This window comes from Chryseobacterium indologenes, assembly GCF_001295265.1.
GTDB classification, from domain to species: domain Bacteria; phylum Bacteroidota; class Bacteroidia; order Flavobacteriales; family Weeksellaceae; genus Chryseobacterium; species Chryseobacterium indologenes_A.
In genome coordinates this window covers 61,428-85,127 of sequence record NZ_LJOD01000002.1, presented here as the reverse complement: position 1 = coordinate 85,127, position 23,700 = coordinate 61,428, and the positions used below count along the sequence as shown (strand labels likewise).

At 37.6% G+C, this 23,700-nt stretch carries 23 protein-coding genes; 12 read left to right on the top strand and 11 right to left on the bottom strand.

Features of this window, described 5'->3' with window-relative positions; all coding sequences use genetic code 11:
- Window positions 1-92 precede the first annotated feature (92 nt).
- The 6 genes from AOB46_RS04530 (at window position 93) to AOB46_RS04505 (ending at window position 4,392) form a co-directional block, all read left to right on the top strand.
- Window positions 93-1,004 (top strand): ABC transporter ATP-binding protein, encoded by a 912-nt coding sequence (locus AOB46_RS04530; RefSeq protein WP_062696889.1) that lies wholly within the window; start codon window positions 93-95, stop codon window positions 1,002-1,004.
- Window positions 997-1,842, top strand: coding sequence for an ABC transporter permease (locus AOB46_RS04525; protein WP_062696888.1), 846 nt, complete (start codon window positions 997-999; stop codon window positions 1,840-1,842). The genes AOB46_RS04530 and AOB46_RS04525 overlap by 8 nt, the downstream gene beginning before the upstream one ends.
- Window positions 1,843-2,105: 263 nt before the next feature.
- Complete coding sequence (locus tag AOB46_RS04520; protein ID WP_131724318.1) at window positions 2,106-2,777, top strand: hypothetical protein; 672 nt, start codon at window positions 2,106-2,108, stop codon at window positions 2,775-2,777.
- Between the two features lie 68 nt (window positions 2,778-2,845).
- Window positions 2,846-3,526: a helix-turn-helix transcriptional regulator gene (locus AOB46_RS04515; protein ID WP_062696886.1), complete on the top strand. Its 681-nt coding sequence runs from the start codon at window positions 2,846-2,848 to the stop codon at window positions 3,524-3,526.
- 70 nt (window positions 3,527-3,596) lie between these two features.
- The gene (locus tag AOB46_RS04510; protein ID WP_062696885.1) at window positions 3,597-3,866 is read left to right on the top strand and encodes a zinc ribbon domain-containing protein; all 270 of its coding nucleotides are present in this window, start codon (window positions 3,597-3,599) and stop codon (window positions 3,864-3,866) included.
- Window positions 3,867-3,873: 7 nt separating this feature from the next.
- Window positions 3,874-4,392, top strand: a complete 519-nt coding sequence (locus tag AOB46_RS04505) for a HEAT repeat domain-containing protein (RefSeq protein WP_062696884.1) — start codon at window positions 3,874-3,876, stop codon at window positions 4,390-4,392.
- A gap of 220 nt (window positions 4,393-4,612) precedes the next feature.
- Here the strand turns inward: AOB46_RS04505 and AOB46_RS04500 are convergent, their stop codons facing one another.
- On the bottom strand, window positions 4,613-6,199 hold the full coding sequence (locus AOB46_RS04500) for an ABC-F family ATP-binding cassette domain-containing protein (RefSeq protein WP_062696883.1): 1,587 nt from the start codon (window positions 6,197-6,199) through the stop codon (window positions 4,613-4,615).
- A 268-nt stretch (window positions 6,200-6,467) separates the two neighbouring features.
- On the opposite strand from AOB46_RS04500, the gene AOB46_RS04495 reads away from it, so the two are divergent.
- The 4 genes from AOB46_RS04495 to AOB46_RS04480 all read left to right on the top strand — a co-directional run bounded on the left by AOB46_RS04495 (window position 6,468) and on the right by AOB46_RS04480 (window position 9,431).
- A complete protein-coding gene (locus AOB46_RS04495) occupies window positions 6,468-7,022 on the top strand; it encodes a phosphoribosyltransferase (protein ID WP_062696882.1) in 555 nt (184 codons plus the stop codon).
- 126 nt (window positions 7,023-7,148) lie between these two features.
- Window positions 7,149-7,727, top strand: coding sequence for an adenylate kinase (locus AOB46_RS04490; protein ID WP_062696881.1), 579 nt, complete (start codon window positions 7,149-7,151; stop codon window positions 7,725-7,727).
- Window positions 7,728-7,807: 80 nt separating this feature from the next.
- Window positions 7,808-8,791 carry a GTPase ObgE gene (gene obgE, locus AOB46_RS04485; RefSeq protein WP_062696880.1) on the top strand — a complete coding sequence of 328 codons (984 nt, stop codon included), beginning with the start codon at window positions 7,808-7,810 and terminating at the stop codon, window positions 8,789-8,791.
- A 151-nt stretch (window positions 8,792-8,942) separates the two neighbouring features.
- Window positions 8,943-9,431, top strand: a complete 489-nt coding sequence (locus tag AOB46_RS04480; protein ID WP_062696879.1) for a DUF6438 domain-containing protein — start codon at window positions 8,943-8,945, stop codon at window positions 9,429-9,431.
- 181 nt (window positions 9,432-9,612) lie between these two features.
- Here AOB46_RS04480 and AOB46_RS04475 read toward each other — a convergent pair whose 3' ends face one another.
- From AOB46_RS04475 to AOB46_RS04465, 3 genes are all read right to left on the bottom strand, one after another.
- Window positions 9,613-10,425, bottom strand: a complete 813-nt coding sequence (locus AOB46_RS04475) for a hypothetical protein (protein ID WP_131724317.1) — start codon at window positions 10,423-10,425, stop codon at window positions 9,613-9,615.
- A 489-nt stretch (window positions 10,426-10,914) separates the two neighbouring features.
- Complete coding sequence (locus AOB46_RS04470) at window positions 10,915-12,633, bottom strand: T9SS type A sorting domain-containing protein (protein ID WP_082377018.1); 1,719 nt, start codon at window positions 12,631-12,633, stop codon at window positions 10,915-10,917.
- Between the two features lie 20 nt (window positions 12,634-12,653).
- On the bottom strand, window positions 12,654-13,799 hold the full coding sequence (locus AOB46_RS04465) for a hypothetical protein (protein WP_062696876.1): 1,146 nt from the start codon (window positions 13,797-13,799) through the stop codon (window positions 12,654-12,656).
- 277 nt (window positions 13,800-14,076) lie between these two features.
- Here AOB46_RS04465 and AOB46_RS04460 point away from each other — a divergent pair, with 277 nt between their 5' ends.
- The gene (locus AOB46_RS04460; RefSeq protein WP_062696875.1) at window positions 14,077-15,390 is read left to right on the top strand and encodes a DEAD/DEAH box helicase; all 1,314 of its coding nucleotides are present in this window, start codon (window positions 14,077-14,079) and stop codon (window positions 15,388-15,390) included.
- A 137-nt stretch (window positions 15,391-15,527) separates the two neighbouring features.
- On the opposite strand, the gene AOB46_RS04455 is transcribed toward AOB46_RS04460, so the two are convergent.
- The 7 genes from AOB46_RS04455 to AOB46_RS04425 form a co-directional block, all read right to left on the bottom strand.
- Window positions 15,528-16,289 carry a TatD family hydrolase gene (locus AOB46_RS04455; protein ID WP_062696874.1) on the bottom strand — a complete coding sequence of 254 codons (762 nt, stop codon included), beginning with the start codon at window positions 16,287-16,289 and terminating at the stop codon, window positions 15,528-15,530.
- Window positions 16,290-16,293: 4 nt separating this feature from the next.
- Complete coding sequence (locus AOB46_RS04450; RefSeq protein ID WP_062696873.1) at window positions 16,294-16,821, bottom strand: DUF4269 domain-containing protein; 528 nt, start codon at window positions 16,819-16,821, stop codon at window positions 16,294-16,296.
- A gap of 50 nt (window positions 16,822-16,871) precedes the next feature.
- The gene (locus AOB46_RS04445; protein ID WP_062696872.1) at window positions 16,872-17,822 is read right to left on the bottom strand and encodes a GSCFA domain-containing protein; all 951 of its coding nucleotides are present in this window, start codon (window positions 17,820-17,822) and stop codon (window positions 16,872-16,874) included.
- Window positions 17,823-17,896: 74 nt separating this feature from the next.
- A complete protein-coding gene (locus tag AOB46_RS04440; protein ID WP_062696871.1) occupies window positions 17,897-18,868 on the bottom strand; it encodes a polyprenyl synthetase family protein in 972 nt (323 codons plus the stop codon).
- Between the two features lie 102 nt (window positions 18,869-18,970).
- Window positions 18,971-20,113, bottom strand: a complete 1,143-nt coding sequence (locus tag AOB46_RS04435; RefSeq protein ID WP_062696870.1) for an inorganic phosphate transporter — start codon at window positions 20,111-20,113, stop codon at window positions 18,971-18,973.
- A gap of 20 nt (window positions 20,114-20,133) precedes the next feature.
- Entirely contained in the window at window positions 20,134-20,772 is a 639-nt protein-coding gene (locus AOB46_RS04430) for a DUF47 domain-containing protein (RefSeq protein WP_062696869.1), read from the bottom strand.
- A 151-nt stretch (window positions 20,773-20,923) separates the two neighbouring features.
- Complete coding sequence (locus AOB46_RS04425; RefSeq protein WP_062696868.1) at window positions 20,924-22,615, bottom strand: DEAD/DEAH box helicase; 1,692 nt, start codon at window positions 22,613-22,615, stop codon at window positions 20,924-20,926.
- A gap of 419 nt (window positions 22,616-23,034) precedes the next feature.
- Here AOB46_RS04425 and AOB46_RS04420 point away from each other — a divergent pair, with 419 nt between their 5' ends.
- Window positions 23,035-23,700 carry a DUF2461 domain-containing protein gene (locus AOB46_RS04420; protein ID WP_062696867.1) on the top strand — a complete coding sequence of 222 codons (666 nt, stop codon included), beginning with the start codon at window positions 23,035-23,037 and terminating at the stop codon, window positions 23,698-23,700.

Genomic DNA, 23,700 nt, shown 5'->3' with positions numbered 1-23,700 from the left:
AAAGTTCAGCGATATAAATTAACAGAAAAATAATTCAGGTTATGTAACAATCTGTAAATTTATGAGACCTACTACTATGTAAAACAAATATCATGGAAAAAGTTTTGTCGGTAAAGAATTTAACTAAGAAATTCAAACGAACTGTCGTAAACAACATCTCTTTTGATGTGGAAAGAGGAAATGTTTACGGACTATTGGGACCTAACGGAAGCGGTAAATCTACCACCTTCGGAATGCTCCTGTCTACCATTAATCCTACCAGCGGTGACTGGTACTGGTTCGGACAGAAAGGAACCCAACCAGACACCTTAAAAAAAATCGGTGCCATTATTGAGCAGCCTAATTTCTATCCTTACCTGAATGCGGAAACCAATCTTAAGATTGTGGCTGAGATTAAGGGAACACCTCATACAAGAATTGATGAAGTGCTGAAAACCGTAGGCCTTCTGGAAAGAAAAAAAGATGCTTTCAGAACCTATTCACTGGGAATGAAACAACGTCTTTCCATTGCTTCTGCCATGCTGAACAATCCGGAAGTTCTGATCCTGGATGAGCCCACCAATGGTCTTGATCCGGAAGGAATTATCCAGATCAGGGAAATCATCAGCACTATTGCGAAACAGGGCATCACTATTATTATTGCCAGCCATCTTCTGGATGAAATTGAAAAGATCTGCAGTCATGTGATTGTATTAAAGGAAGGAAATTCAATTTATTGCGGAAGAGTGGATGAAATGACCGCCAACAATGGTTATTTTGAATTAAAAGCAGATAACAACACCCAGCTGCTAAGCGCTCTGGAAGAGCTCCAGTGGTTTACCTCGGTAAAAACAGAAGGCGAGATCATTAAAGCCCAGATCCGTGAAGATGCCTCTATTTCAGCCTCTGCTCTGAACCAGAAACTGATGGAAAAAGGAATTTTCCTTTCCCATTTAACCAAGAAAAAACTGTCTCTTGAATCTCAATTCCTTGAACTTGTAAAAAACACCAATAACCATGCTTAGATTATTAAAAATTGAATATTATAAAAATCTGAACTACAGACCGTTCAAGATTTTCACAGCATTATATTTCGCTATTCTCACGGTTATGCTCTTCATCGGACTTGTTGATCTGAATGTTTTCGGAGCTACTATTAACCTGAAAGAACAGGGTATTTATAATTTCCCGGAAATATGGAATTTTACCACCTGGATTGTAGCTCTATTGAAGATTTTCCTTGGGCTGATCATTGTATTTTCCATTTCACAGGAGTTTACCAACCGGATGTTTAAGCAGAACACCATTGATGGGCTTAGCAGAAAGGAATTTATTGGTTCGAAACTGCTGACCATTACTATTTTCACAGCCATTTCTACACTGCTGATATTCGTTATAACCTTATTTCTGGGGTATCAGTATTCTAATACAACAGAATCGGCTAAGGTTTTCGAGGAGATATTCTTTATTGGAAATTATTTTGTAAAGCTGTTTACTTTCTTCTGTTTCCTGATGTTTCTTTCGGTATTGCTGCGAAAGTCAATGTTTGTTTTTCTTGGCTTTTTTGTCTATTGGATCGCTGAAGGAATTCTGACAGTCATTGAAACCTTCCAGAAAGTAAGGGGGCTTCAGGAACCGGAAAGACTGAAAGTGATGAAAGATGACTTTTTCATTACGCATCTTCTGCCGCTGGAAAGCATGTCCAGTCTTATTCCCAATCCGATGGTACGTCTGAAAACCGCTAAAATGATGGGGATACAGTATGAATTTACGTATCCGGTTGAAAGTCTTATTGCCTGCATCGTATGGTCCGGTATCTTTATTTTCGGGTCTTACTGGATTCTGAGAAAAAGAGACTGGTAAATTTTCAGAAATATAAAACAAAAAAGTGGTCCGCCGGATCACTTTTTTGTTTTGGCTTAATCTTTAGAACTCATTTAAACTTTTTTGCATGACAGGAAAGCATAAAAGCTTTTAGGCACTCTAAAGTATTTTTAAGTGAACTTTATATACTGTGATTTTAAACCTTATTAAGTAGACCAAAGTATTTTTTATAAGCCATAAAATAACAGTCTCAATGTGTGCAGCTGTTAATTTTTTTATTATTTTTATCAAAAATGACAGGAATGAGAAAAATATATTATTTCCTAGGGCTGATCAGTGCTGTCTTAGTCCCGGTGCTGTTCTGGTATTACATTTCTCCGCATATTGACAGGACCGTCTACAGTGTGATTGATATCGGACTGCCTTCAAGACATGCTTCTGCCGATCCTTATGACCAATCATCTTTTGAACCTTTAAGAAACCGGGATTATCAACAGATGGCCGTCGATCCCCATGAAGCCGGAAAAAAATCTGAATTCCGTGTTTCACAACTAAAAAAACTCCAGGCAGATAATAAAAAGAACTCGGGGATCGAATTTGTTCTTTCAGACCAGAATACTTATGGAGATTTTGTTTCTGTTCTTAATGATCTGCATAAAGCAAAAGTGGACATGTATGCAGTAGATGCCGGAAAAACAGGTCATATTTTTGCCCTGCATGAGTATATTTCTCCTGTAACAAGCAAGGAAAAAGAAGATTTTTTTCTTTGTGGCCCCCTCTCTACGCTTGAATATATTCCTCAGAAAAATATATGGAACTATATTAATGATTTCACGTCTCCCCAACAATATAATCTATTTACCGAAAATCTGGTAAAGCTTCCTCAGAAAGGTCTTCTTTTTATGTTTGGGTTTCTGATACTGCTGCATTTTTCTATGCTGAGCATCAGGGAACGGCTTCAGATACGATATTAAAAAAGTCTGTAAAATTTTCCTGAACATTTTATTTACATTTGTTTTCCTTACAAATATCTACAAAGACCATGAACAGAATTGACAGGCTTATCTCTGTACTGACTACCCTTCAGTCTAAAAAGTTTGTGACTGCGGATTATATCGCTGATAAATATGAGATCAGCGTGAGAACGGTATACAGGGATATTAAAGCACTTGGAGAAATCGGGGTTCCCATTGATTACGAACCCCTGAAAGGCTACACAGTTCTGCAGGGATTTTTTCTTCCGCCCGTTCTGCTGACCAGTGATGAAGCCAATGCCCTGATCATGATCGCCAAGCTGTCGGAACGCTATACGGACAAAACCATTCATAACCATGTCTCCAATGCTATTGATAAGATAAAATCGGTACTACAGCAGAGGGAAAAAGAAAAAGCGGATCTTCTCCAGGAAAAGATAGGAATCTATGTTTCTCCGGAAACAGACCACAGCCGGGACCATCTCACCATTATTCAGAATGCTATTATTGATAAACAAATCCTGAAAATAAGTTACGTTAACAATCAGAATGAAGCCAGTGAAAGAGAAATAGAACCAATTGGCATGAGCTTTTACACCAATCAATGGCATCTTATCGGCTGGTGTTGGGCCCGTAGGGGATATCGGGATTTTAAAGTACTTCAGATCCGGGATCTGAAAAATACAGGTCAGCCATTCAGAAAGGAAGCTCATTTTACCCTTCAGGAGTATATTAATTCTTTGACTTAATTTTTTTTAAACAGACTGACATAGGGTTGTCATTCTCCCCTTTTACCTTTGCCGGAAAATACGAGAAAACATGGATCAAACCTACAAAAACTGTCAGAGCTGCGGAATGCCTCTGAAAAAATCGCCTAACGGAGGAGGAACAAATACAGATGGAAGCATCAGCAAAATGTACTGTGGATACTGCTATGAAAACGGACAGTTTAAACAACCCGATATTACCGCTCAGGAAATGCAGCATTTTGTAAAGCTTAAAATGAAGGAAATGGGATTCCCTGGATTTCTGGCCGGCTTATTTTCAAAAGGAATTCCTAATTTAGAACGTTGGAAAAAACAAAACTGAAAATACAATGACAATCGAAGAACTTTTTAAAGACAAGACTGTAAAAGCTAAAGAAAAAACAGATATCATCAGTAAATGGATTCTTGATGGATCACTGCCTACCGATGAACTGATCGCCTTTGCCGAAAAAGCTAAAGATCCGGTAAAAGGCACCTGCGTTGAAGCTCTTGAATATGCCACCAAACAGAATCCCGGCATTGCAGATGAAACAATCCTGACATTTGTAACTGCTACCCTTCCTGAAAAAGCACCCCGGATAAAATGGGAAAGTGCCAAAGTAATCGGAAATATTGCCCATCTGTTTCCTGACCAACTGGAAAACCCCATCAGCGGGCTGCTTGCCAATACCGATCATGAAGGAACCGTGGTACGGTGGAGCGCTGCCTTTGCTCTGGGAGAAATTCTGAAACTGAAGACTAAATATAATACAGATCTTCTTCCTGCCCTCGAGAGTATTTCTGAGAAGGAAGAAAAGAACAGTATTAAAAAGATTTATCTGGATGCTATTAAAAAAACCAAAAAATAAAACAGCAATATCTACTGATGCATGAAAGACGTTGTATGCCCGTAAATTGTGTAGATAACAGATTCCCTGGTAAGTTTGAAAGAATACAGCCCACTCTAAACGTTATAGGTTTTGAAAACCTATAACGTTTAGATAATATAATACAGGCCTGCTGATTGATATTTTTTCCTCCCACAAAAATATGCGCCGTTATTTTCCTGCCATATTATTCAGTATATTATTACAAAACAATCTCCTTGTCTATTCCCACTTCTTCCAGAAAGACCCCATCGTGCGAAATCACAATAAGGGTTCCACGGTAATTTTTAACAGATCCTGTCAGAATTTCAATGTTCTGCAGATCCAGATTATTGGTTGGTTCGTCCAGAATGATCACATCAGGAGTTGTGTTGCTGACTGAAAGCCCACAAAGGAGCAGCCTCAGCCGTTCCCCTCCGCTTAATGCACCGCATTTCTTATTCCAGGTTTCTTTTCCGAACAGGAACCTTGACAGCATGGTTTTCACTTCTGATTCCGGAAGAGCGGCATCATTAAACTGCAGGACAAATTCTTCAACAGAAATATCTCTGTTGATCATTGAATATTCCTGATCAATATAAAGAGCCGTAAAATCTGACCTTGTTATTTTTCCTGTTGCAGGCTTCAGACTTCCCATCAGGAGCTTTATTAAAGTTGTTTTTCCTGACCCGTTTGAGCCTTTCACTGAAATCCGGTCGCCACTGAGGATTTCAAGATTAAGGTTCTGTTTCCATAAATTTTCAGAAGTATACTGATAATTTACCTCTTCCGCTGTGATCAGCGTTTTACCGGAATGCAGGTTGGAATCATTGAAAATAACTTTCATCTGGTCAGAATTTTTCACAGAAGAACGGAGGTTTCTGAGATCTCCGGAAATACCGCTGATCTTTTCGGCATGAATGCTTTTCAGCTTAGAGGAATTTTTTTCAGCATTATTCCGCAGGGTATTCATCATAATCCTGGCAACTCCCGATTTTTCCTGCTTCTGTTTTCCTCTGGCGTCCAGCTTTTGTTTACGCTCCAGGGTTTCGCGTTCTTTTTCTTTTGCTTTTTTCAGGGCCCGTTCTTTTGCGTGTATATCATTCCTGAGAGCTTCCTGCTCAACAGCTTTCTGTTCTGCATAGAAATCATAATTACCACCATAGGTATCAATTCCCTGGCTGCTGAGTTCAAATATAGTATCGACAAGATTAAGCAAAGCACGGTCATGACTTACCATCACAACGGCAGCTTCTGTATTCTCAATAAGGTCATACAGAAGTTTTCTGCCTTCAAGGTCCAGATGGTTGGTAGGCTCATCCATCAGAATAATCTCAGGCTCGCAGATCTGTATTCCAGCCAGAAAAACTTTTGTTTTCTCGCCTCCGCTCAGGTTTTCAAGCTTCTGGTTCAGTTCCAGATCTTCAAGGCCCCAGAAGTGCAAAGCATTCCGGCTGCGTTCTTCAATGTCCCAGTCATCATTTAAGGTTTCAAAATATTTTTCGTCCACTTCGCCTTCTGTAATTTTCTGAAGAGCTTCCAGTTTTTTGTCAATTTTCAGACATTCTGCTATAGTCCGGTCATTAAAATTCCCGAACATCTGTGGAACATAGTACAGATCACCTTTAATGGTCACACTGCCCTCCAATGGCTGAATTTTTCCTGCTATAATTTTAAGCAGGGTTGATTTTCCCATACCGTTACTTCCTGTCAATGCCGATTTGGTATGAGGCTGTATATTTAAATTAATATGATTAAAAAGAAGATTCCCTCCCGGGAACCCGTAGGATATGTGTTGAAGCAAAATCATAATTTCTTTCTTGTTAGAATGATTGAAAATAAGCAGCTGGTCTGCTGCCGTTCATAAATGTCTGAAAGAAATTGAATTCTACATGTCCGTATTGTGGGTTTTGAGAGTACAAATATACACAAATCATTTAATATCAACTATTTTTCATCCCGATACTGCATTTTCTCCGGATCAAACTCATTCAGAAACAGCTTTATGAAAATGGAAGCGGTATAGATTTCTGCATTCTGCCAAAAATCCGTAACTTTGCCACCTACTAAATTTTTTTATGGAAAGCATTAAAGTTCACGACAAAACTTTCGTTCCTTATCTGAAGGACGCCGAAATTCAGGAAATTGTAAAAGAAACAGCTTTAAAGATTTACGAAGACTACAAGGATGAGGTTCCTGTTTTCATCGGTGTTTTGAATGGGGTTATCATGTTCTTCTCAGACCTTTTAAAATATTATCCGGGCGAATGCGAAATTGCTTTCATCCAAATGAGTTCTTATGTGGGAACAGAATCTACGGGAATCGTTTACCAGAAAATGGAACTTACCAAAGACGTAAAGGACCGTCATATTATTCTTGTAGAAGACATTGTAGATACCGGAAATACTGTGGAAAGTCTTTTCAAATATTTCAAAGAAACACAACGTCCTAAATCTGTGAAGCTGGCTTCTTTTTTATTAAAGCCTGAAGTATACAAGAAAGATTTCAAGCTGGACTATATCGGAAAAGAGATTCCTAATAAATTTGTTCTGGGATACGGACTTGATTATGATGAACTGGGAAGAAACCTTTCTAATCTGTATCAGCTGGAAGAGGGACAGATCAACCATTAATCACTGCTATTAGCTATCGGCTATTAGCCTTTAGCTTTAAAATTTAATCGAAATAAAAGTAAAATATTAACTAAAAAAGCTAAAGGCCAAAAAGTATACAACTAAGGCCAAAAGCACATCAAAATTATGATAAACATAGTTCTGTTCGGCCCTCCAGGAAGTGGAAAAGGAACACAAGCCCAAAATCTGATCGAAAAATTCAATTTAAAACAGATTTCAACCGGCGACCTTTTCAGGTATAACATGAAAAATGATACTGAACTTGGGAAACTGGCAAAGTCTTACATTGATAAGGGAGAATTGGTTCCGGATCAGGTGACAACAGATATGCTGGTTGACGAGATCAGAAAGCCGACTGATACCAACGGGTTTATTTTTGACGGTTATCCGAGGACTACTGCACAGACAGAAGCTCTGGAAAGAATTGTTAAAGAAGAACTCAATGATAAGATCGATATCTGTCTTTCATTGGTAGTAGAAGATAAGATCCTGGTAGAAAGAATCCTGAAAAGAGGAGAAACCAGCAAAAGATCTGATGACAGCAACATAGAGATCATTGAAAACAGAATTAAAGAATATTATGCTAAAACAGCAGAAGTAGCCGAACTGTACAAGCAGCAGGGAAAATATGTTGAAGTAAACGGTGTAGGAGAAATTGATGAGATTTCCCAGAAGCTTTTCGCTGAAGTAGAAAAAATAAAATAGTTAAAAGTTATGAGTAATGAGTTTAAGTTTTTACAATTCATAGCTCATAATTCATAACTCATAACTCCTAATTATAAGAAATGTCAAATTTTGTAGATTACGTAAAGATCCATTGTAAAAGTGGACACGGGGGCGCGGGTTCTGCCCATCTCCGCCGTGAAAAATATATTCCTAAAGGAGGTCCTGATGGTGGTGACGGTGGCCGTGGAGGACACATCATCATGAGAGGAAATGCCAATGAATGGACTCTTCTTCCTCTTCGTTATACCCGTCACGTGAAAGCAGAACGTGGTGAGAACGGAGGGAAAAGCCAGCTTACAGGAGCAGACGGAGATGATATTTATATTGATGTTCCTATTGGTACAATTGCCAAAAATGAAGACGGAGAAATCATTGGTGAGATTCTGGAAGATAAGCAGGAAATCATTCTGATGCGTGGTGGAAAAGGAGGTTTAGGAAATGAACATTTTAAGTCTTCTACCAATCAGACACCAAGATATGCGCAACCCGGACTTCCGGGAGAAGAAGGCTATATTGTCTTTGAACTTAAAATTCTTGCTGACGTGGGTCTTGTAGGATTCCCCAATGCTGGAAAATCTACACTTTTAGCTTCAGTTTCCGCTGCAAAACCTAAGATTGCCAATTATGCATTCACCACACTGACACCCAATCTGGGGATCGTAGATTACAGAAATTATAAGTCATTCGTAATGGCTGATATTCCCGGGATCATTGAAGGCGCTGCAGAAGGAAAAGGACTGGGACACCGGTTCTTAAGACATATTGAAAGAAATTCTATCCTGTTATTTTTAATTCCTGCCGACTCTGAGGATCACTTCCAGGAGTTTAAGATTCTGGAGAATGAGCTGAAGGAATATAATCCTGAACTTCTGGATAAGGATTTTATTGTTTCGGTTTCAAAATCTGATCTTCTTGATGAGGAACTGAAAAAAGAAATTTCTGCAGAATTCCCTGAAAACAGACAGCCGCTATTTTTCTCAGGCGTTACAGGTGAAGGCCTTACAGAACTGAAGGATGCCATCTGGAAAAAACTGCACGGATAGAATATTTAAGGTAAAAGTCTTTGGCTTTGGCTTCTGCTGAAGCACGAAATAACAACCCCGGAAAAAATTCCGGGGTTATTTTTGTTTTTTATATGAATGACAAATGGTCGTTTTTGGAACAGTTATTGAGTGAATTTTCAAAAATAAAGCAATGAGATATATACTGGCGTTATGTGCATTCGTATTCCTGTTTTCATGCAGTACTCCAAAAAACAGCACTCAGTATTCTAAAATTGAATACGAAGCAACTCCATGTTTTGGATTCTGTCCTGTTTTTAAAATCACTGTTAATCCGGACAGAACAGCAATTTTTGAAGCAGAGCATTTTAATTTCAGCAATAAACCTTCGAAGAATGAATTCTCAAAGCCCCGTGAAGGAACTTTTAAGGGAACCATCAGGCAAGAAGATTACAGTAAATTAATTGCCCTGCTGAATGATCTGAATGTAAAAAATTTAAACGACAAATATGGGGAAAGAAATATTACGGACCTTCCAACCTCTTATTTAAGGGTTAATTTTACAGATGGTAGCTCAAAAAATATAGAGGATTATGGAAAACGCGGCAGTGAAAAACTTTCGGAAGTTTACCGTTTTTTTGAGGACCTGAGAAAGAATCAGCAATGGACTAAGATTCGGTAGTTCCTCTAAAAGTAGTAATTTGTAATCCTATATAAAAGGCTGCCCGGAATGGACAGCCTTTTTCATTGGAACACTTCAGGTATCATTTTTAATAAACTGTTTGGAAACGGTACCTTTTCCAGCTGCAAATCTAATCATTTATGAAACTGAAGAATTTAACCTGAAAATCATAGACATGAAATTAGTTCTGTACAACAACACAAACCATCCCATGATCCCAGAAATTCAGACCATTCCTTAAAGTTCCGTCAGTATTATATACGACATTAACAGGAAATCCGGTATTATCTGTAATTCTCACTGAACCTTTATATTCATTACTTTTAACTTGCATCACTGTTTTATAGGAAAGCACTACCCCACTAGGAAAGGTAGCTGTTAATATATTCCCACTGCTATTAAGCGGATAAAAATTAAATGTAACCGGTGTATTTGTCATATGCAACACCTCTAATTGAACCTTTACTAATCTTGTGGGTGAAAAATACTCAAGTTTATCACGTTCTTGTTCATCATTATTTATTTTAACAGTTAGAAAACCCTCCTCAATAAACTTTTCATAAATATAAGTATTACCACTTTTACTAAGATTCCATCCCTGATCTGCGTATCTATTAATCAGCTCTTCGGATTTTGATGATATACCCGGATGATTCTTATGAATTAAATTCAAATCATCACTATTTATTCCAGACACTTCATCTATGAGTAATGAAAGTTCCTTTTCTGTATAATTCTCTTTTGAAGAATTTAATAATTCTTTTTTCAGGCTGTTCAGTTTTCTTTCTGTTAATTCTACATATTGTTTAGGAACGTTCTTTCGGATAGCATCCTCATCCAAACTATTCAGTTTCGATATAACAACATTTTTAGAAAATAGCTGAGTATTTTCAGTTTTGTCAGGAAGTTTGTTCAATTCATCCTCTCTTGAACAAGAATTCAATGTCAGTGCAAGTGCTAATAAAAAACACGTTTTTAATAGGTTTTTTCTCATTTTGTAAATTTTAGGATTTAGTGATAATTTATTAAAGCATTCCATGTACATTTTTTAGCGGAATGACTTCTCCTAAATTATAATAAAAATATTATGCTATGAATAATATATACAATAATGAATGCATTACTTCAAATGATATAAAAAAATCAATTAATCAATATAAAGAGCTGAATATTAAAGTACATTAACATCTTATTGAAGGATTAAATTCGCTGATGAAAATCCCCAAAAAGAGGAATATTATAAATTATAGACGCTAAAATCTCTGGGAAGCTTACTTTTTTAGGAGCTGAATATAAAATCAATGAACAGTTTTTGTAGAGCCCGCTAGCATTTTGATTTTATTAAAATTAATAAGAACAAATCGGTTCCTGCCAAAATAGGCTTTTTACAGGCCGGTGTTGAATACCTATTTAAATAGCCCATACTTAAATATAAATGGCTGCCCTGAAATGGACAGCCATTTTTAAGTTATATACCTTCGTATTACTTTTTAATAAACTGTTTGGAAACGGTATTTTTTTCAGTTGTAATTCTAATAAGATATGAACCTGCAGGAAGTTCCTTTACGTTAACCTTATCGTTATTTACTGAGACATTAATCCTTTTCCCGGACCTATCATAAACCTCAACTTCATTAATTTTAGCCTGGGTTTTAATATGTAAAATATCGGATGCAGGGTTAGGGTAAATATTAATGGAAGTATCTTTCACTTCTGTTCCTGTTTTTGAAGCATCTTTTTTCCTTAAATCAAGGAACATGCTTTTCTTTTCAGATTTATTTTTCTTTTCTGCCGCTCCACACGGAGTTTCACAACCTTCAATCATTCCCAGGTAACGAGATCCTGCCTGAATATCAACACCGGGAAGAAGTGTTATACTATTCCCTGCTTTCATCGTGATATTCTTTCCGGCATCAATGCTATAATTATCTTTTGCCGTAATGGTATTGGATACCTGATAGGTGTAGCTCATATTCTGCTCGGGACTCAGCAGAGTTTTATCCGGAATACAAGTTCCTCCATAACTCCTCGCCAATGAGGGAACAAGCTGTGGAAATGACCTTCCGACGCCGGGATGCAGATAGATATTGTACAGATCCAGTGTTGCACCCCCATACACATCCGGATTAAGTATTTTGGATGCCGAATAGTTGTACCCGTACTGAATGTAGATATCTCCGTATTTATTCCTCTGCATTCCCTCTACAGACGTGCTAGGAATGGAAGTATTATTGATAGGATATACACTGCTGTATACAATATTGCTATTGGTAGAAGCCGCCAGATTGATGGCATAAAGTGCCCCTACACCAGGTTCGTAGCCAGCCATATATAAAATAGATGAGGTACTGTTGAACTCTGTTAAAAAGGGATTTAAGCTGGCTATTACAAGTTCATAATCACTGGTGATCTTTCCTGTACTGTCATCGAAGGAATACACCCTGCTTTCATTATAAGAATTGTTACCTACGGATGTAAAGCTCAGATAATTTGAAAACTCACTGCAGCTTAATCTGGGCGATGCTTTAAGGTAGGAATAATGGCTGAAGAAAGACGGGTTAACATTTCCGATATTCAGATTGCTTATTACCGGAGTGTTATTAACTAGCCCCGTACTGTCCAGAAGGTAGCTGTACAAAGTTCTGTCCTCTGTAAACAACACCCAGAATGCAGTTCCGTTGGCATGAGGAACAATAGTTGCCGCTTTAGAGGAGGTAAACTCACTCGGACCGTTCAGAATCGGGACTGTTTTAAAATTAGGCAAAACACTTCCCAAAGGCAAACCATTCTGCCCCAGGCTTCCCTGGGAAATATCTACTACAGAATAACGTATTACCTTTCCGACTCCTGAAACCGGTATCCCGCTTGAAAAAATATAATACAGATTAGGATTAGAAGGATGTTTCGCAATACAGATCTGCCATGAAGAGTATTGATTCAGGTTGTCTCCATTATCCATCACCTGATGCTCACGGTTCCATACGCTCTCACCATCCGTATAAAATAACAGCTTTCCACTGCTGTCACTTACAGATGCCGTGGCTGCCCCGGCTACAAACATCTGGCTGTCATGAAGGGCTACAGGAGTACTTCCTGAAAAATTAATTCCTGCATACCCTCCGAAATACCAGTTATCATTTTCCCCTTGTGAAAAAAGCATCAGGGGAATGGCCATTAATAATGTTATATAAATTTTCTTCATAGTATTCAATTTATACAGCCTTATTTAATTTTCTTTTCCAGGGCCTGAATACGCTTTTCCTGCTCCAGAGTATAAAGGGTAAGCTCTTCTACTTTTTTCAGTAAAAGAATATTCATTTCTTTCAGTTCTATTCCATTCTTAATAGCTTCTTCAGTAGTAGGAACTTCCGGAAGGTGCCCGTTTGTGGCGATAAAATGATCCAGCTCTTTCAGTGGCATCAGTTTATAGTCTTTGGCGAAAACATAATCTGCCCAGCCGTTATTGGCTGAAATATCTACTTTTATTTTTTCAGTTCTTATCCCGTCTTTTACAAAAAGCTTATATTTTGCCCCGTCTGCTGAAACACCGTCTGCCGGTAATTGAGTACTAAACTGCCCAATACCGATCGTTCCGTTATTTCCAACAATCCAGTTTCCGATATTTAATTCGTTTTCAGGAGAAGTTGCATTGTAGGTCTTAATAAAATTTCCTATAATAATATTATTGCTTCCTGAAGTAATCAATCCTGCATTAGCATGGCCTATATTAATGTTATTAGATCCTTTTGCGAGACTTCTGAAAGATTCTCCCCCAATGATTGTATTATAATTTCCATTGTTGATATACCTTAATGCGCTTGTTCCTATAGCTACATTGAACTCTCCTGTAAGCCCTCCTGATCCCATTGAACTTGTTCCGATTCCTACGTTTCCAACTCCAGTTTTAAAATGCTCCAATGCATTCATTCCTACGGCTGTATTCATTGAAGCGGATGCTGTGTTTCTCATACTGTTTTGTCCTACAGCCACATTATCGTCCCCGTTTGTAATAAGAGACAAAGTATTGTTTCCTAAAGCCGTATTACCGTTTCCGTTTGTATTCTGGGTAAGTGATCCCATACCGAAAGCGGTGTTATAAAACCCTGTAGGATTATCTACTCCTCCTCCGAAAAATAAGTTCTTATCCCAAACCTGCCCGGGTGATGTTACATTGAAAAAGATAAATCTGCCGTTAGGTGTAATCTTCATTTTTTCCGTATTATTTGTCTTAAATATTACAGATTTGTTGTCCGTTGTTCCGATAAAATCAGTTCCGGGAGCAGTTCCTGTATTTCCAGACAGATTCCAGGATTGAGCAGAGGCTTGTATACCTGCAACAGCTGCAAGTAGGATGATTGTTTTTTTCATGGTTATTTTTGTATTAAAAATTTTCTCAAAAATAATCTTTTTACACGATAACATTTTACTTAATTCCCATTAATAGTTATAATTTTACTATCCATCAATGCTTTTTATTCATTTTTATAAAAAACAAACACTTTTAAAGCATACCTCATTTTCATTACTATGCTCCTGTAACATCTCTGACAACAAGATCAGATTCTTAATTTTTTTTAGACTACCTTTGCAGGATATAATTCTTTCAGGCTGAAGGAATTTTTATTTAAATTTTAAAATAATTCATTTGAATTTTACAGACCTTAATTTAATAGAACCTATTGCGAAAGCAATTCAGGAACAGGGATATACCAATCCTACTCCCATTCAGGAAAAATCTATTCCTGAAATTTTGAAAGGCAGAGACTTTTTAGGATGTGCCCAGACAGGAACCGGAAAAACGGCTGCTTTTGCCATTCCTATTCTACAGAATTTATCCAGAAGCAAAGTTTCAACCCACCATATAAAAGCCCTGATTTTAACGCCTACAAGAGAATTGGCGATACAGATCGAAGAAAATATCCAAGCTTACGGGAAATATCTTTCTTTGAAGGAACTGGTTATTTTCGGAGGGGTAAAACAGGGAAATCAGGAAGCAGCTCTGAAAAAAGGAGTTGATATTCTGGTGGCTACACCGGGAAGGCTTCTTGACTTTATCGCTCAGGGAATTATCAGCTTAAAAAATCTTGAGATTTTTGTTTTAGACGAAGCGGACAGAATGCTGGATATGGGTTTTGTACATGATGTAAAAAGAGTGATTAAACTTCTTCCACAGAAAAGACAGACTTTATTTTTCTCTGCAACAATGCCATCTGAAATACAAAAGCTGGCAGATTCTATTCTGAACAACCCGGTAAAAGTGGAAGTAACTCCGGTGTCTTCTACAGCGGAAACCATTAAACAGTCTGTTTATTTTGTAGAAAAAGAAAATAAACTGAATCTTCTTACCCACATTTTAAAGAATGATATTTCAGATTCTGTATTGGTTTTTTCAAGAACGAAGCATGGAGCGGACAAAATTGCAAGAAAGCTACAGAAAGACAAGATCTCGGCAGAAGCCATTCACGGAAACAAATCCCAAAATGCAAGACAAAATGCATTAACCAATTTTAAATCCGGAAAAACAAGGGTTCTGGTAGCGACAGACATCGCAGCAAGAGGTATTGACATTGACGAATTAAAGTTCGTGATCAACTTTGAACTTTCCGATGTTTCTGAAACCTATGTACACAGGATCGGAAGAACCGGAAGAGCCGGTGCTGAAGGAACCTCTATTTCTTTTGTAGATGGTCTTGATCTGCTTAATCTGAGAAATACTGAAAAACTGATTGGTAAGAAAATTCCGATTGTGAAAGACCATCCGTTCCATACAGATGATCTTGTGGTTCAAAAGAGAGACTCCAATAATAAACCTGTTCCGGCAGGTGCTGAAAAAGCACCCAACCAGAGATCAGGAAGACCACAGGCCTCTAATAAAAACAAAAAGAAGCCTGCTTCGGGAAATACCCCTCCTATTGGTTTTAAAAAGCCTAAGAATAAAAATTTTACAAGAAAGAAATAATCAGGGGCCGGAAATATGAGGATGACAACCGGTGTTGATATGCAATTTTAAACTTCAGGCTTTTCCGGAATTCATTTCAATCAAAAAAATCTTCTCAGGATATGAGAAGATTTTTTTATACGGATTGATTTATTGTATTACTGAAAGATTTTTAATGCATTTTCTGTCGTTATCCTGTCTATTTCTGAAAAGTCAACACTATAGATATCTACCAGCTTACCTGCTACGAGATCCAGGTAAGCGCTCTCATTTCTCTTTCCTCTGTGCGGAACCGGGGCCAGGTAAGGAGAATCTGTTTCCAGAACAATTTTTTCCAAAGGAATTTCATTTAAAAACTGATCAATTTTTCCGTTTTTGAAGGTCACTACTCCACCAATTCCCAGTATAAAGTTGAGGTCAACAGCGTGTTTTGCCTGCTCCAGATTTCCTGAAAAACAGTGAAAAATTCCACGAAGTTTCGGGTGTTTTTTTCTCTCCAGCACCTCAAATGTTTCTTCAAAGCTTTCTCTGGTATGAATAACGATCGGAAGATCCATTTCTATAGCCCAGTCAATCTGCTGTTCAAAGGCTTTTACCTGAATATCCAGTGTTGTTTTGTCCCAGTAGAGATCAATCCCGATTTCTCCGATCGCCGGAAAATGTCTTTGATCCAGATAATTTTTAACTGTTTCAAGCTCTTTTTCCCAGGATTCGGGTTTCACATAACATGGATGAAGCCCCATCATAGAAATAACCTGTTCCGGATATTCTGCTTCCAGCTGCAGCATTTTTTCATGGGATTCAGAATCAATGGCAGGAAGATAGAATTTTGTAATTCCTTTATCCAAAGCTCTCTGAATGGCTTCCTTTCTGTCTTCATCAAACTCTTCTGCGTATAAATGGGTATGGGTATCAATCATTGTTTTAAAATTTCAACAGATCTTTATAAGGATTTTCCAAACCCAGCAGCATTCCGAATGCGGGCTCAGTTTTAATTCCCTGTTTTTTAAGTTCTACTATTTTTTGTTTAAATTCTTCTCCTTTATCTCTCAATATCCTGTATTCAGCCATCATGTGACGATACGCATTCTGTGCCAGAGATGGCTTATTCTGTCCGAAAATTTCTATAGGAAATTCCTCCAGCATAAAGTTCAGAACAATACTTTTTTCTCCGTTAACCCGGAAACTTTCAACCTTCACTTCAGCATCTGTGGGAATTATCCGGCTGAACATGATATCATCCAGAAAATCTTCTTCAAACCGGAGATCAACCTCACAGATAATATCAAGATCACTGGTTTCAATATCAATCCCGATCGGAATGGTTCCTGCCAGTACCGGGGAATACGGTTTCAGCTTAGGAAAAACCTGATATTTTGTGAGAACTTCATAGGCTCTCTGCTGTCTTTCATTACCATCCTTCAGATACTCAATACTGGTAAAATCAATCATCTTATTACTTTTTCAGTTATGAAAATCCAAACTACTGCTACTTTAAAGGACTAAAATATATTATGCTTAACTTTATTTCTCTGGTTATTAATTCTCTGGTCCAGTTTCTCTCTGAATTCAATAAACTTCGGATCTTTTGCATCATTGGTTCTATGTTCCAAAGCCTTCATGATCTTAAAATTTTCTTTGATAAAATCTTTAGTTTCATCGGAAAAATAAGAATCTCCAAACTTTTCAAAAATATAGCTAACCGCCTGAGAACTCGGGTGGATCATATCTTCCTTATAAAAACGGTAATCCCGGAGATCATCCATTAAAATTTCATACACCGGCAGATAATGGCAGTCTTCAAACATGGAGATAGATTCGTGTATTGCCGTAATAAGCTTCGATTTGCTCAGTTGGTTTTCAACCATACCATCTTTGGTATGTCTCACCGGCGAAACACTGAACAGAATCTGTACTCCTTCTTTACAAATATCTTTAAGATCTAAAATTGTATTGTAAATGGCATGCGTAAGTTCCTGATGGGAAAGCAGCCTTTTTTCGAAGAATTTCTGCGGAATCTTATGACAGTTGGCCACTAACTGCTTCTTAGGGATAAATTCATAAATAAATGAAGTTCCGTACGTCACAATGATCCAGTCTGCCTCCTGAAGAAACGCATTTCCGGTCTCAATAGCACTGTTGATTTTTTCCAATGTCTGATGAATATACCGGGTATCAAAGCTGGTATGATGATCCAGCGAAATGTACTCTTCATTATAGGTAATCAGATCGTCTTCCTCATAAAATGCAGATTCATGAAGCACCCGCACCTCCTTGTAGATGGAAAAGGGATTAAAAATTGTTCCGAAAGGATTATTAAGGGTCTGAAGCTGCCCCTGCTGCAATAATTCCGACATTTCTGAGGCAAAGCATGACCCGATTGAAAATATCTTATCTTCAATTCCAATCTTCTTTTCTGATCCGGGGATGTTGACTTCCGTTCTGAATTTCATTGTAAAAATTTCAGGTCGCATGTTATAGCCTTCAGGTAACCTCTGCTACCTGTAAACAGTCATCTGCTCCTTATTTAGCTTTCTCTTCTTAAAAGGTAATTGGCCAGTTCTATGAATGGTTTCTTCTTTTCTTCAGGAATATTGATCTTCTCTAAATAGCTCTGACCGATTTCATTGTGTTTTTCAATCAGACGAAGGGCTTTTTCATCTACTTTAGTTCTTCTGAAGATCTTTTCAACTCCGTATACCTTGTCTATGTTTTCGGTTTTTTTACCGTACCAGTAATCCAGCTCTTTTCTTTCTTCATCTGTGGCATGTTCCCTTGCCAGAAGATAGAGAACGGTTTTCTTGTTTTCGTAAATATCTCCTGCATGTTTCTTACCAAACTGTGCCTGGTCACCAAATACATCAAGATAATCATCCATAATCTGGAAAGCGATACCGATATGTTTTCCGAAATTGAAAATCGCTTTGGCGTCTTTAAAATTAGCTCTTGCAATCAGTGCTCCGATTTCGAAAGAAGAGGCACTTAAAACCCCCGTTTTATAGGTAATCATTCTGATATAGTCATCAAACGTTACATTTTCCTGAGTTTCAAAATTAATATCATACTGCTGTCCTTCACATAACAACAGTCCGGTATGGGTAAAAATCCTGATACAGGCTTTGAAAATTTCAGGTTCCAGATCTTCAAAGAATTTGTAAGCTTTAAGCATCAGCCCGTCTCCGGAAAGAATTCCTACATTAATTCCGTGTAAGGTGTGAATAGTAGGTTTGTTTCTTCTTAAAGGTGCCTCATCCATAATATCGTCATGAATCAGGGTGAAGTTATGGAAAAATTCTATAGCCAGTGCCGGTTTTACAGCCTGCTTGAGATCCCCACCGAATAAGTCGCAGGCCATCAGAACCATAATAGGACGAAGACGCTTTCCGCCGTGGGAAATGATGTAATTCATAGGATCATATAATTCCGCAGGCTTGTCTTTGAAGGTATACTTGTTGATGGCATCAGCAACGATCTGCTGGTATCTGTCTAAAAATTCCATAAAATCTTATAATTTGAACAAAAATACGATTTTTCGGGGCTTTATAAAACAAAAAACTTTGCCCGGAAGGACAAAGTTTTATATGAATATTTATTTTCTGTCTTAAGAGAAGAATGTTACCAGAAGATAAGTCACTCCTGCAACAATTGCAGAGATTGGGATGGTCAGTACCCACGCCCAAAGAAGGCTTACGGTAATTCCCCACCTTACGGCAGAAACCCTTTTCGTTAATCCTACCCCGATGATGGAACCTGTAATTGTGTGTGTTGTAGATACAGGTATACCGAAGTGGTCTGTAATGAATAAGGTGATTGCTCCTGCAGTTTCAGCACTTACCCCTTCCAGTGAAGTTACTTTGGTAATTTTGGTTCCCATTGTTTTGATGATTTTCCATCCTCCGCTCATGGTACCTAAACCAATCGCAAGGAATGAAACCAAAGGAACCCAAAGATAATGTTCTGCAAAATAATCGAAACGTCCGGCAGATGGTATATTAAGATATACCGGATCATGAAGCATTTCAACATGGTAGAAGATTAGCGCTGCCCCGATGATCCCCATTACTTTCTGGGCGTCGTTCAGACCGTGTCCTAAACTGAACAATGCTGAAGAAGCCAGCTGTAGTCTTTTGAAAGACTGGTCTGCCTTGTGCGGGTTTGATCTTTTATAAAGGTGAACAATAATTAGTGTAATAATGATGGAGATAATCATCCCTATCACCGGCGCCATGAAAATGAACAGGAAGATAGGAATTACCTTATCAAATTTCACCACACTCTGATGGGTTACCTGGCTGAAAGCTTCTTTTATGGTTCCCCATAATCCAAGGTCCGGCTGTGCTGCAGCAACATCGTGATAATCCATCATGAAGGCATGCATCAGAGCTGCTCCCAGAAATCCACCGATCAGGGTATGTGACGATGAAGAAGGGATTCCAAACCACCAGGTTAGAAGGTTCCATGCAATAGCTGCTACGAGGCCTGAAAAGATCACTTCAAGGTTAATAAAATTTTCGTTGACGGTTTTGGCAATTGTATTACCAATTTTAAATTCTCCAATGATATAAGCAGCGATAAAAAAGGCTGCAAAGTTCCAGAGCGCCGCCCAAAGTACCGCCTGGAATGGAGTTAAAACTTTTGTAGAAACTATAGTTGCAATTGAGTTGGCTGCATCGTGAAAACCGTTGATGTAGTCAAAGATAAGCGCCAGAGCAATAATAACTATAAGTAAAATAGGAAATTCCATTTCTGTCAGTTATATTGTTTTTAGGCGTATTTAATCATGATGTTCTCAATGGTGTTGGCAACATCCTCCGCTTTGTCAGTTACTACCTCAAGATAATTAAGTACAGATGAAACTTTGATAATATTGATCGCATCGTTGGTTTCGAACAGTTCCACCATGGAGTTGGAAAGAAGGTCGTCTGCGATGTTTTCGATAGAGTTTACTTTGATACAAGCTTCTTTTACCTGTTCCATATTTTTGAAGCCTTTAAGGTTCTTCATCGCATTCTGGATTTCAAGACATGCTTTGTGAATCAGCAGTGAGAAATCAGAATATGCCTTCATCTCAGGTGATTTGTATAAGAAAATGTATTTAGTGGAAGCGTAGATATAATCGGCAATATCATCAAGACCGGTAGCCAGAGTATGGATATCTTCACGATCAAAAGGTGTAATGAAGTTTTTTCCTAGTTCAACGAAGATCTCGTGGGTAAGTTCATCATTTTTGTGTTCATAGTCGCTCATCTTTTTCAGCATTGTATCATCATTAAGATCGAAATCTTTGATACCGTTGTTAAAGTCTTCAGACATTGCAACTAGGTTTTCAGTTACTTTTTCAAAAAGTACAAAGAAAATTTTATCTTTTGGTTGAAAAGCGTGGAAAATATTACCAATTCCCATTTTTAAGTATTTATAATTCGTGTGCAAATTTCTTAAAAAAGGATTGTACCTGAAACAATATAACATTAAGTTTTGTTAACATTAGGTTAACATCTGATTATCAAATAAAAAAACCGGCTGCAAGGCCGGTTTTGTATAGTTTTGAAATGCTTTAGTTAGCTACTTCAGCTCTCATTTCTTTTCCTTTAAATTTCATTGAAGGAATATTGCTGATCACATTGTCTTTGAATGATTTTTCAACTTCAAAGAAGGAGAATTTCTCCAGGATTTCAATATCGCCGATTTCTGCTCTTTTTTTGCTTTTTCCGGCTGTAGCTTTATTGATGATATCCAATACATCAAGCTTTTTCAAATGATCTTTTTTTCCTAAGTTGAAGAAGAACCTTACCATGTTTTCATCCTTTCTTCTAGGTTTTCCGCCACGGTCTCTGTCGCGTCCTCTGTCACGGTCACGATCTCTTCCTCTGTCCCTGTCGCGTCCCCTGTCTCTTCTTGAGTAATCGTCATCTCTGCTGCTCAGTTTCTGCTCAACAAGATCATGTTTATCTTTGTAATAAAGAGCAAGGTCTTTCAGCTGGAACTGTAATAATTTATGAACCAGTTCCTCTTTAGTAAATGCGCTTAGGTCCGGAATTAAGCTGTCGTCAAATTCAAAAATATCTTCTTCATGTTCTGTAAATAGCTTTTCAAAGACACCTCCTACCTGAGCTTTAACGATATCATCACCGGTTGGTATTGTTTTCTCCGTGATTTCAATTTTCGTTGCAGACTTGATCTGCTTCAGCTTTCTGCTTTCTTCAGGCTTGATTAACGCCATAGAAACTCCATCTTTCCCGGCTCTACCGGTTCTTCCGCTTCTGTGAACGAATACTTCCGGATCATCTGGTAAAGAATAATGGATAACGTGCGTTAAAGAGTTTACATCAAGTCCTCTTGCTGCTACATCAGTCGCTACAAGAATATCGATATTTTTCAGCCTGAATTTTTTCATTACCGTATCTCTCTGGGCCTGGGAAAGGTCTCCGTGAAGTGCATCCGCTGCATATCCATTCTGCATTAGGAAATCGGCAACTTCCTGAGTCTCCATTCTTGTTCTGCAGAAAATAATAGAATACTGGTTAGGGTTGGCATCAATTAATCTCTTAAGCGCTTCTTTTTTCTGACGGTATCCTACTACATAGTACTCATGCTTGATGTTCTTTTTAACTTCGTTAATAGAACCTACAGAAATACGGTGCGGATTGGTAAGATAATTTTTAGAAATTCTCTCCACTTCTTTATTCATCGTTGCCGAGAATAAGAAGGTCTGCTTGGTTTCCGGTGTTTCACTTAAAATTGTTTCCAGCTCGTCTTTGAAACCCATCGACAGCATTTCATCAGCTTCATCTAAAACCAGCCAATGAATCGCAGAAAAATCAAGTGCTTTTCGGTTGATAAGGTCGATTACTCTTCCGGGAGTACCTACAATAATCTGCGGTTTCTCCTTTAAAGAACGAATCTGATCCATAATACTGCTTCCACCGTAAACCGCTGTGGTTTTGATGTCTCTCATGTACTTGGAGTAATTTTTTATGTCTTTAGAAATCTGAAGACATAATTCCCGTGTCGGACAAAGCACCAATAATTGGATTTTGCGACTCGTATCGTCAATCATATCCAAAATCGGAAGCGAAAACGCTGCTGTTTTGCCTGTCCCTGTCTGCGCAAGTGCGATCAAATCGCGAATATCTGAAAGAATAAAAGGGATAGTCTGTTTTTGGATTTCTGTCGGGCTCTCATAGCCCAGTTCGCCAATTGCCTTAAGAATATCAGGACTTAAATTGGTCTCCGTAAATAAATTCATTAAATATTTTAAAATTTTTGCAAAGATACAATAAATATTTGATTTGTTTTTGAATAAAGTTTTAAATATGTAAACTTAAATTCAGAATCTTTTAATATATTTTTAATTTTTAAAAAATTAAATCCAAAAAAAGACGTCTTTAATTAAAAACATATCAAACATTATTTTTTTTTATTAAATTGGATTAATTTTTTCTCTATTATTTATGAATTTTCAAAAATAAGAGCATGAAATACGAATCTTTCTTTTCAATTTTCCAGCTTTTCCGAATACACAGGCCAAAGATATCTGCGGTCTGCTTCTGATAATTTATATTATTTCCGGGCATTAAAAGCCCAAACCTGCCCTTGTCAAAGCATTGAAATATGAATACTTTTATGTAAATTTGAATAAAGCAACACTAAAACTAAATCCAAAATATGTCAGCCAGCATTTCTCCCAAAACATTTGATTTTTTAAAGAAATTAACAAAAAATAACAACCGCGAATGGTTTAATGAAAACAAAAACCTCTACACCGATTCGCACGGAAATGTTGTTGATTTTCTTGATGAACTGATCAAAGAAATGTCCGGTTTTGACGAAGATCTTGGTAAAATTGATGCCAAAAAATCGTTATTCCGTATTTACAGAGATACCCGGTTTTCTAAAGATAAATCGCCTTATAAAACCAATTTCGGGGCTTCATTAGGAATGGGAAAAGGAAGCCAGAAAGGAGGATATTACCTTCACCTTGAACCGGGAAAATCATTTTTGGCAGGAGGTATTTATATGCCGGAATCATCTGTTCTTAAAGAGGTACGGAAGGAAATTTCTCTATATGGCGAGGATTTTCTGAAGATTATTAATAATAAAGAGTTCAAAAAATATTTCCCTGAGCTGGATCAGGATGATCAACTGAAAAAGGTTCCTCAGGGCTTTGAAAAGGAAGATCCTATGGCAGAATACTTAAAGCTTAAAAATTTCATTGTTGTGTATTCTCTGAAGGATGAAGATGTTTTAAATACAAATGCGGTAAAAAACCTGGCCAGAATATTTAAGGTAATGAAGCCTTTTAATGATTTCCTGAATGCCCCTTTTTTATAA

Excerpts from the sequence above, each read along its gene's own strand:
- AOB46_RS04510 (WP_062696885.1), top strand. The coding sequence starts at position 3,597 with ATGGATCAAACCTACAAAAACTGTCAGAGCTGCGGAATGCCTCTGAAA.
- AOB46_RS04425 (WP_062696868.1), bottom strand. The coding sequence starts at position 22,615 with ATGAATTTATTTACGGAGACCAATTTAAGTCCTGATATTCTTAAGGCA.
- AOB46_RS04465 (WP_062696876.1), bottom strand. The coding sequence starts at position 13,799 with ATGAAAAAAACAATCATCCTACTTGCAGCTGTTGCAGGTATACAAGCC.
- AOB46_RS04450 (WP_062696873.1), bottom strand. The coding sequence starts at position 16,821 with ATGATTGATTTTACCAGTATTGAGTATCTGAAGGATGGTAATGAAAGA.
- AOB46_RS04490 (WP_062696881.1), top strand. The coding sequence starts at position 7,149 with ATGATAAACATAGTTCTGTTCGGCCCTCCAGGAAGTGGAAAAGGAACA.
- obgE (WP_062696880.1), top strand. The coding sequence starts at position 7,808 with ATGTCAAATTTTGTAGATTACGTAAAGATCCATTGTAAAAGTGGACAC.
- AOB46_RS04455 (WP_062696874.1), bottom strand. The coding sequence starts at position 16,289 with ATGATTGATACCCATACCCATTTATACGCAGAAGAGTTTGATGAAGAC.
- AOB46_RS04430 (WP_062696869.1), bottom strand. The coding sequence starts at position 20,772 with ATGGGAATTGGTAATATTTTCCACGCTTTTCAACCAAAAGATAAAATT.
- AOB46_RS04445 (WP_062696872.1), bottom strand. The coding sequence starts at position 17,822 with ATGAAATTCAGAACGGAAGTCAACATCCCCGGATCAGAAAAGAAGATT.
- AOB46_RS04525 (WP_062696888.1), top strand. The coding sequence starts at position 997 with ATGCTTAGATTATTAAAAATTGAATATTATAAAAATCTGAACTACAGA.
- AOB46_RS04470 (WP_082377018.1), bottom strand. The coding sequence starts at position 12,633 with ATGAAGAAAATTTATATAACATTATTAATGGCCATTCCCCTGATGCTT.
- AOB46_RS04440 (WP_062696871.1), bottom strand. The coding sequence starts at position 18,868 with ATGGAATTTTTAGACAGATACCAGCAGATCGTTGCTGATGCCATCAAC.
- AOB46_RS04500 (WP_062696883.1), bottom strand. The coding sequence starts at position 6,199 with ATGATTTTGCTTCAACACATATCCTACGGGTTCCCGGGAGGGAATCTT.
- AOB46_RS04530 (WP_062696889.1), top strand. The coding sequence starts at position 93 with ATGGAAAAAGTTTTGTCGGTAAAGAATTTAACTAAGAAATTCAAACGA.
- AOB46_RS04520 (WP_131724318.1), top strand. The coding sequence starts at position 2,106 with ATGAGAAAAATATATTATTTCCTAGGGCTGATCAGTGCTGTCTTAGTC.
- AOB46_RS04495 (WP_062696882.1), top strand. The coding sequence starts at position 6,468 with ATGGAAAGCATTAAAGTTCACGACAAAACTTTCGTTCCTTATCTGAAG.
- AOB46_RS04515 (WP_062696886.1), top strand. The coding sequence starts at position 2,846 with ATGAACAGAATTGACAGGCTTATCTCTGTACTGACTACCCTTCAGTCT.
- AOB46_RS04480 (WP_062696879.1), top strand. The coding sequence starts at position 8,943 with ATGAGATATATACTGGCGTTATGTGCATTCGTATTCCTGTTTTCATGC.
- AOB46_RS04420 (WP_062696867.1), top strand. The coding sequence starts at position 23,035 with ATGTCAGCCAGCATTTCTCCCAAAACATTTGATTTTTTAAAGAAATTA.
- AOB46_RS04475 (WP_131724317.1), bottom strand. The coding sequence starts at position 10,425 with ATGAGAAAAAACCTATTAAAAACGTGTTTTTTATTAGCACTTGCACTG.
- AOB46_RS04435 (WP_062696870.1), bottom strand. The coding sequence starts at position 20,113 with ATGGAATTTCCTATTTTACTTATAGTTATTATTGCTCTGGCGCTTATC.
- AOB46_RS04505 (WP_062696884.1), top strand. The coding sequence starts at position 3,874 with ATGACAATCGAAGAACTTTTTAAAGACAAGACTGTAAAAGCTAAAGAA.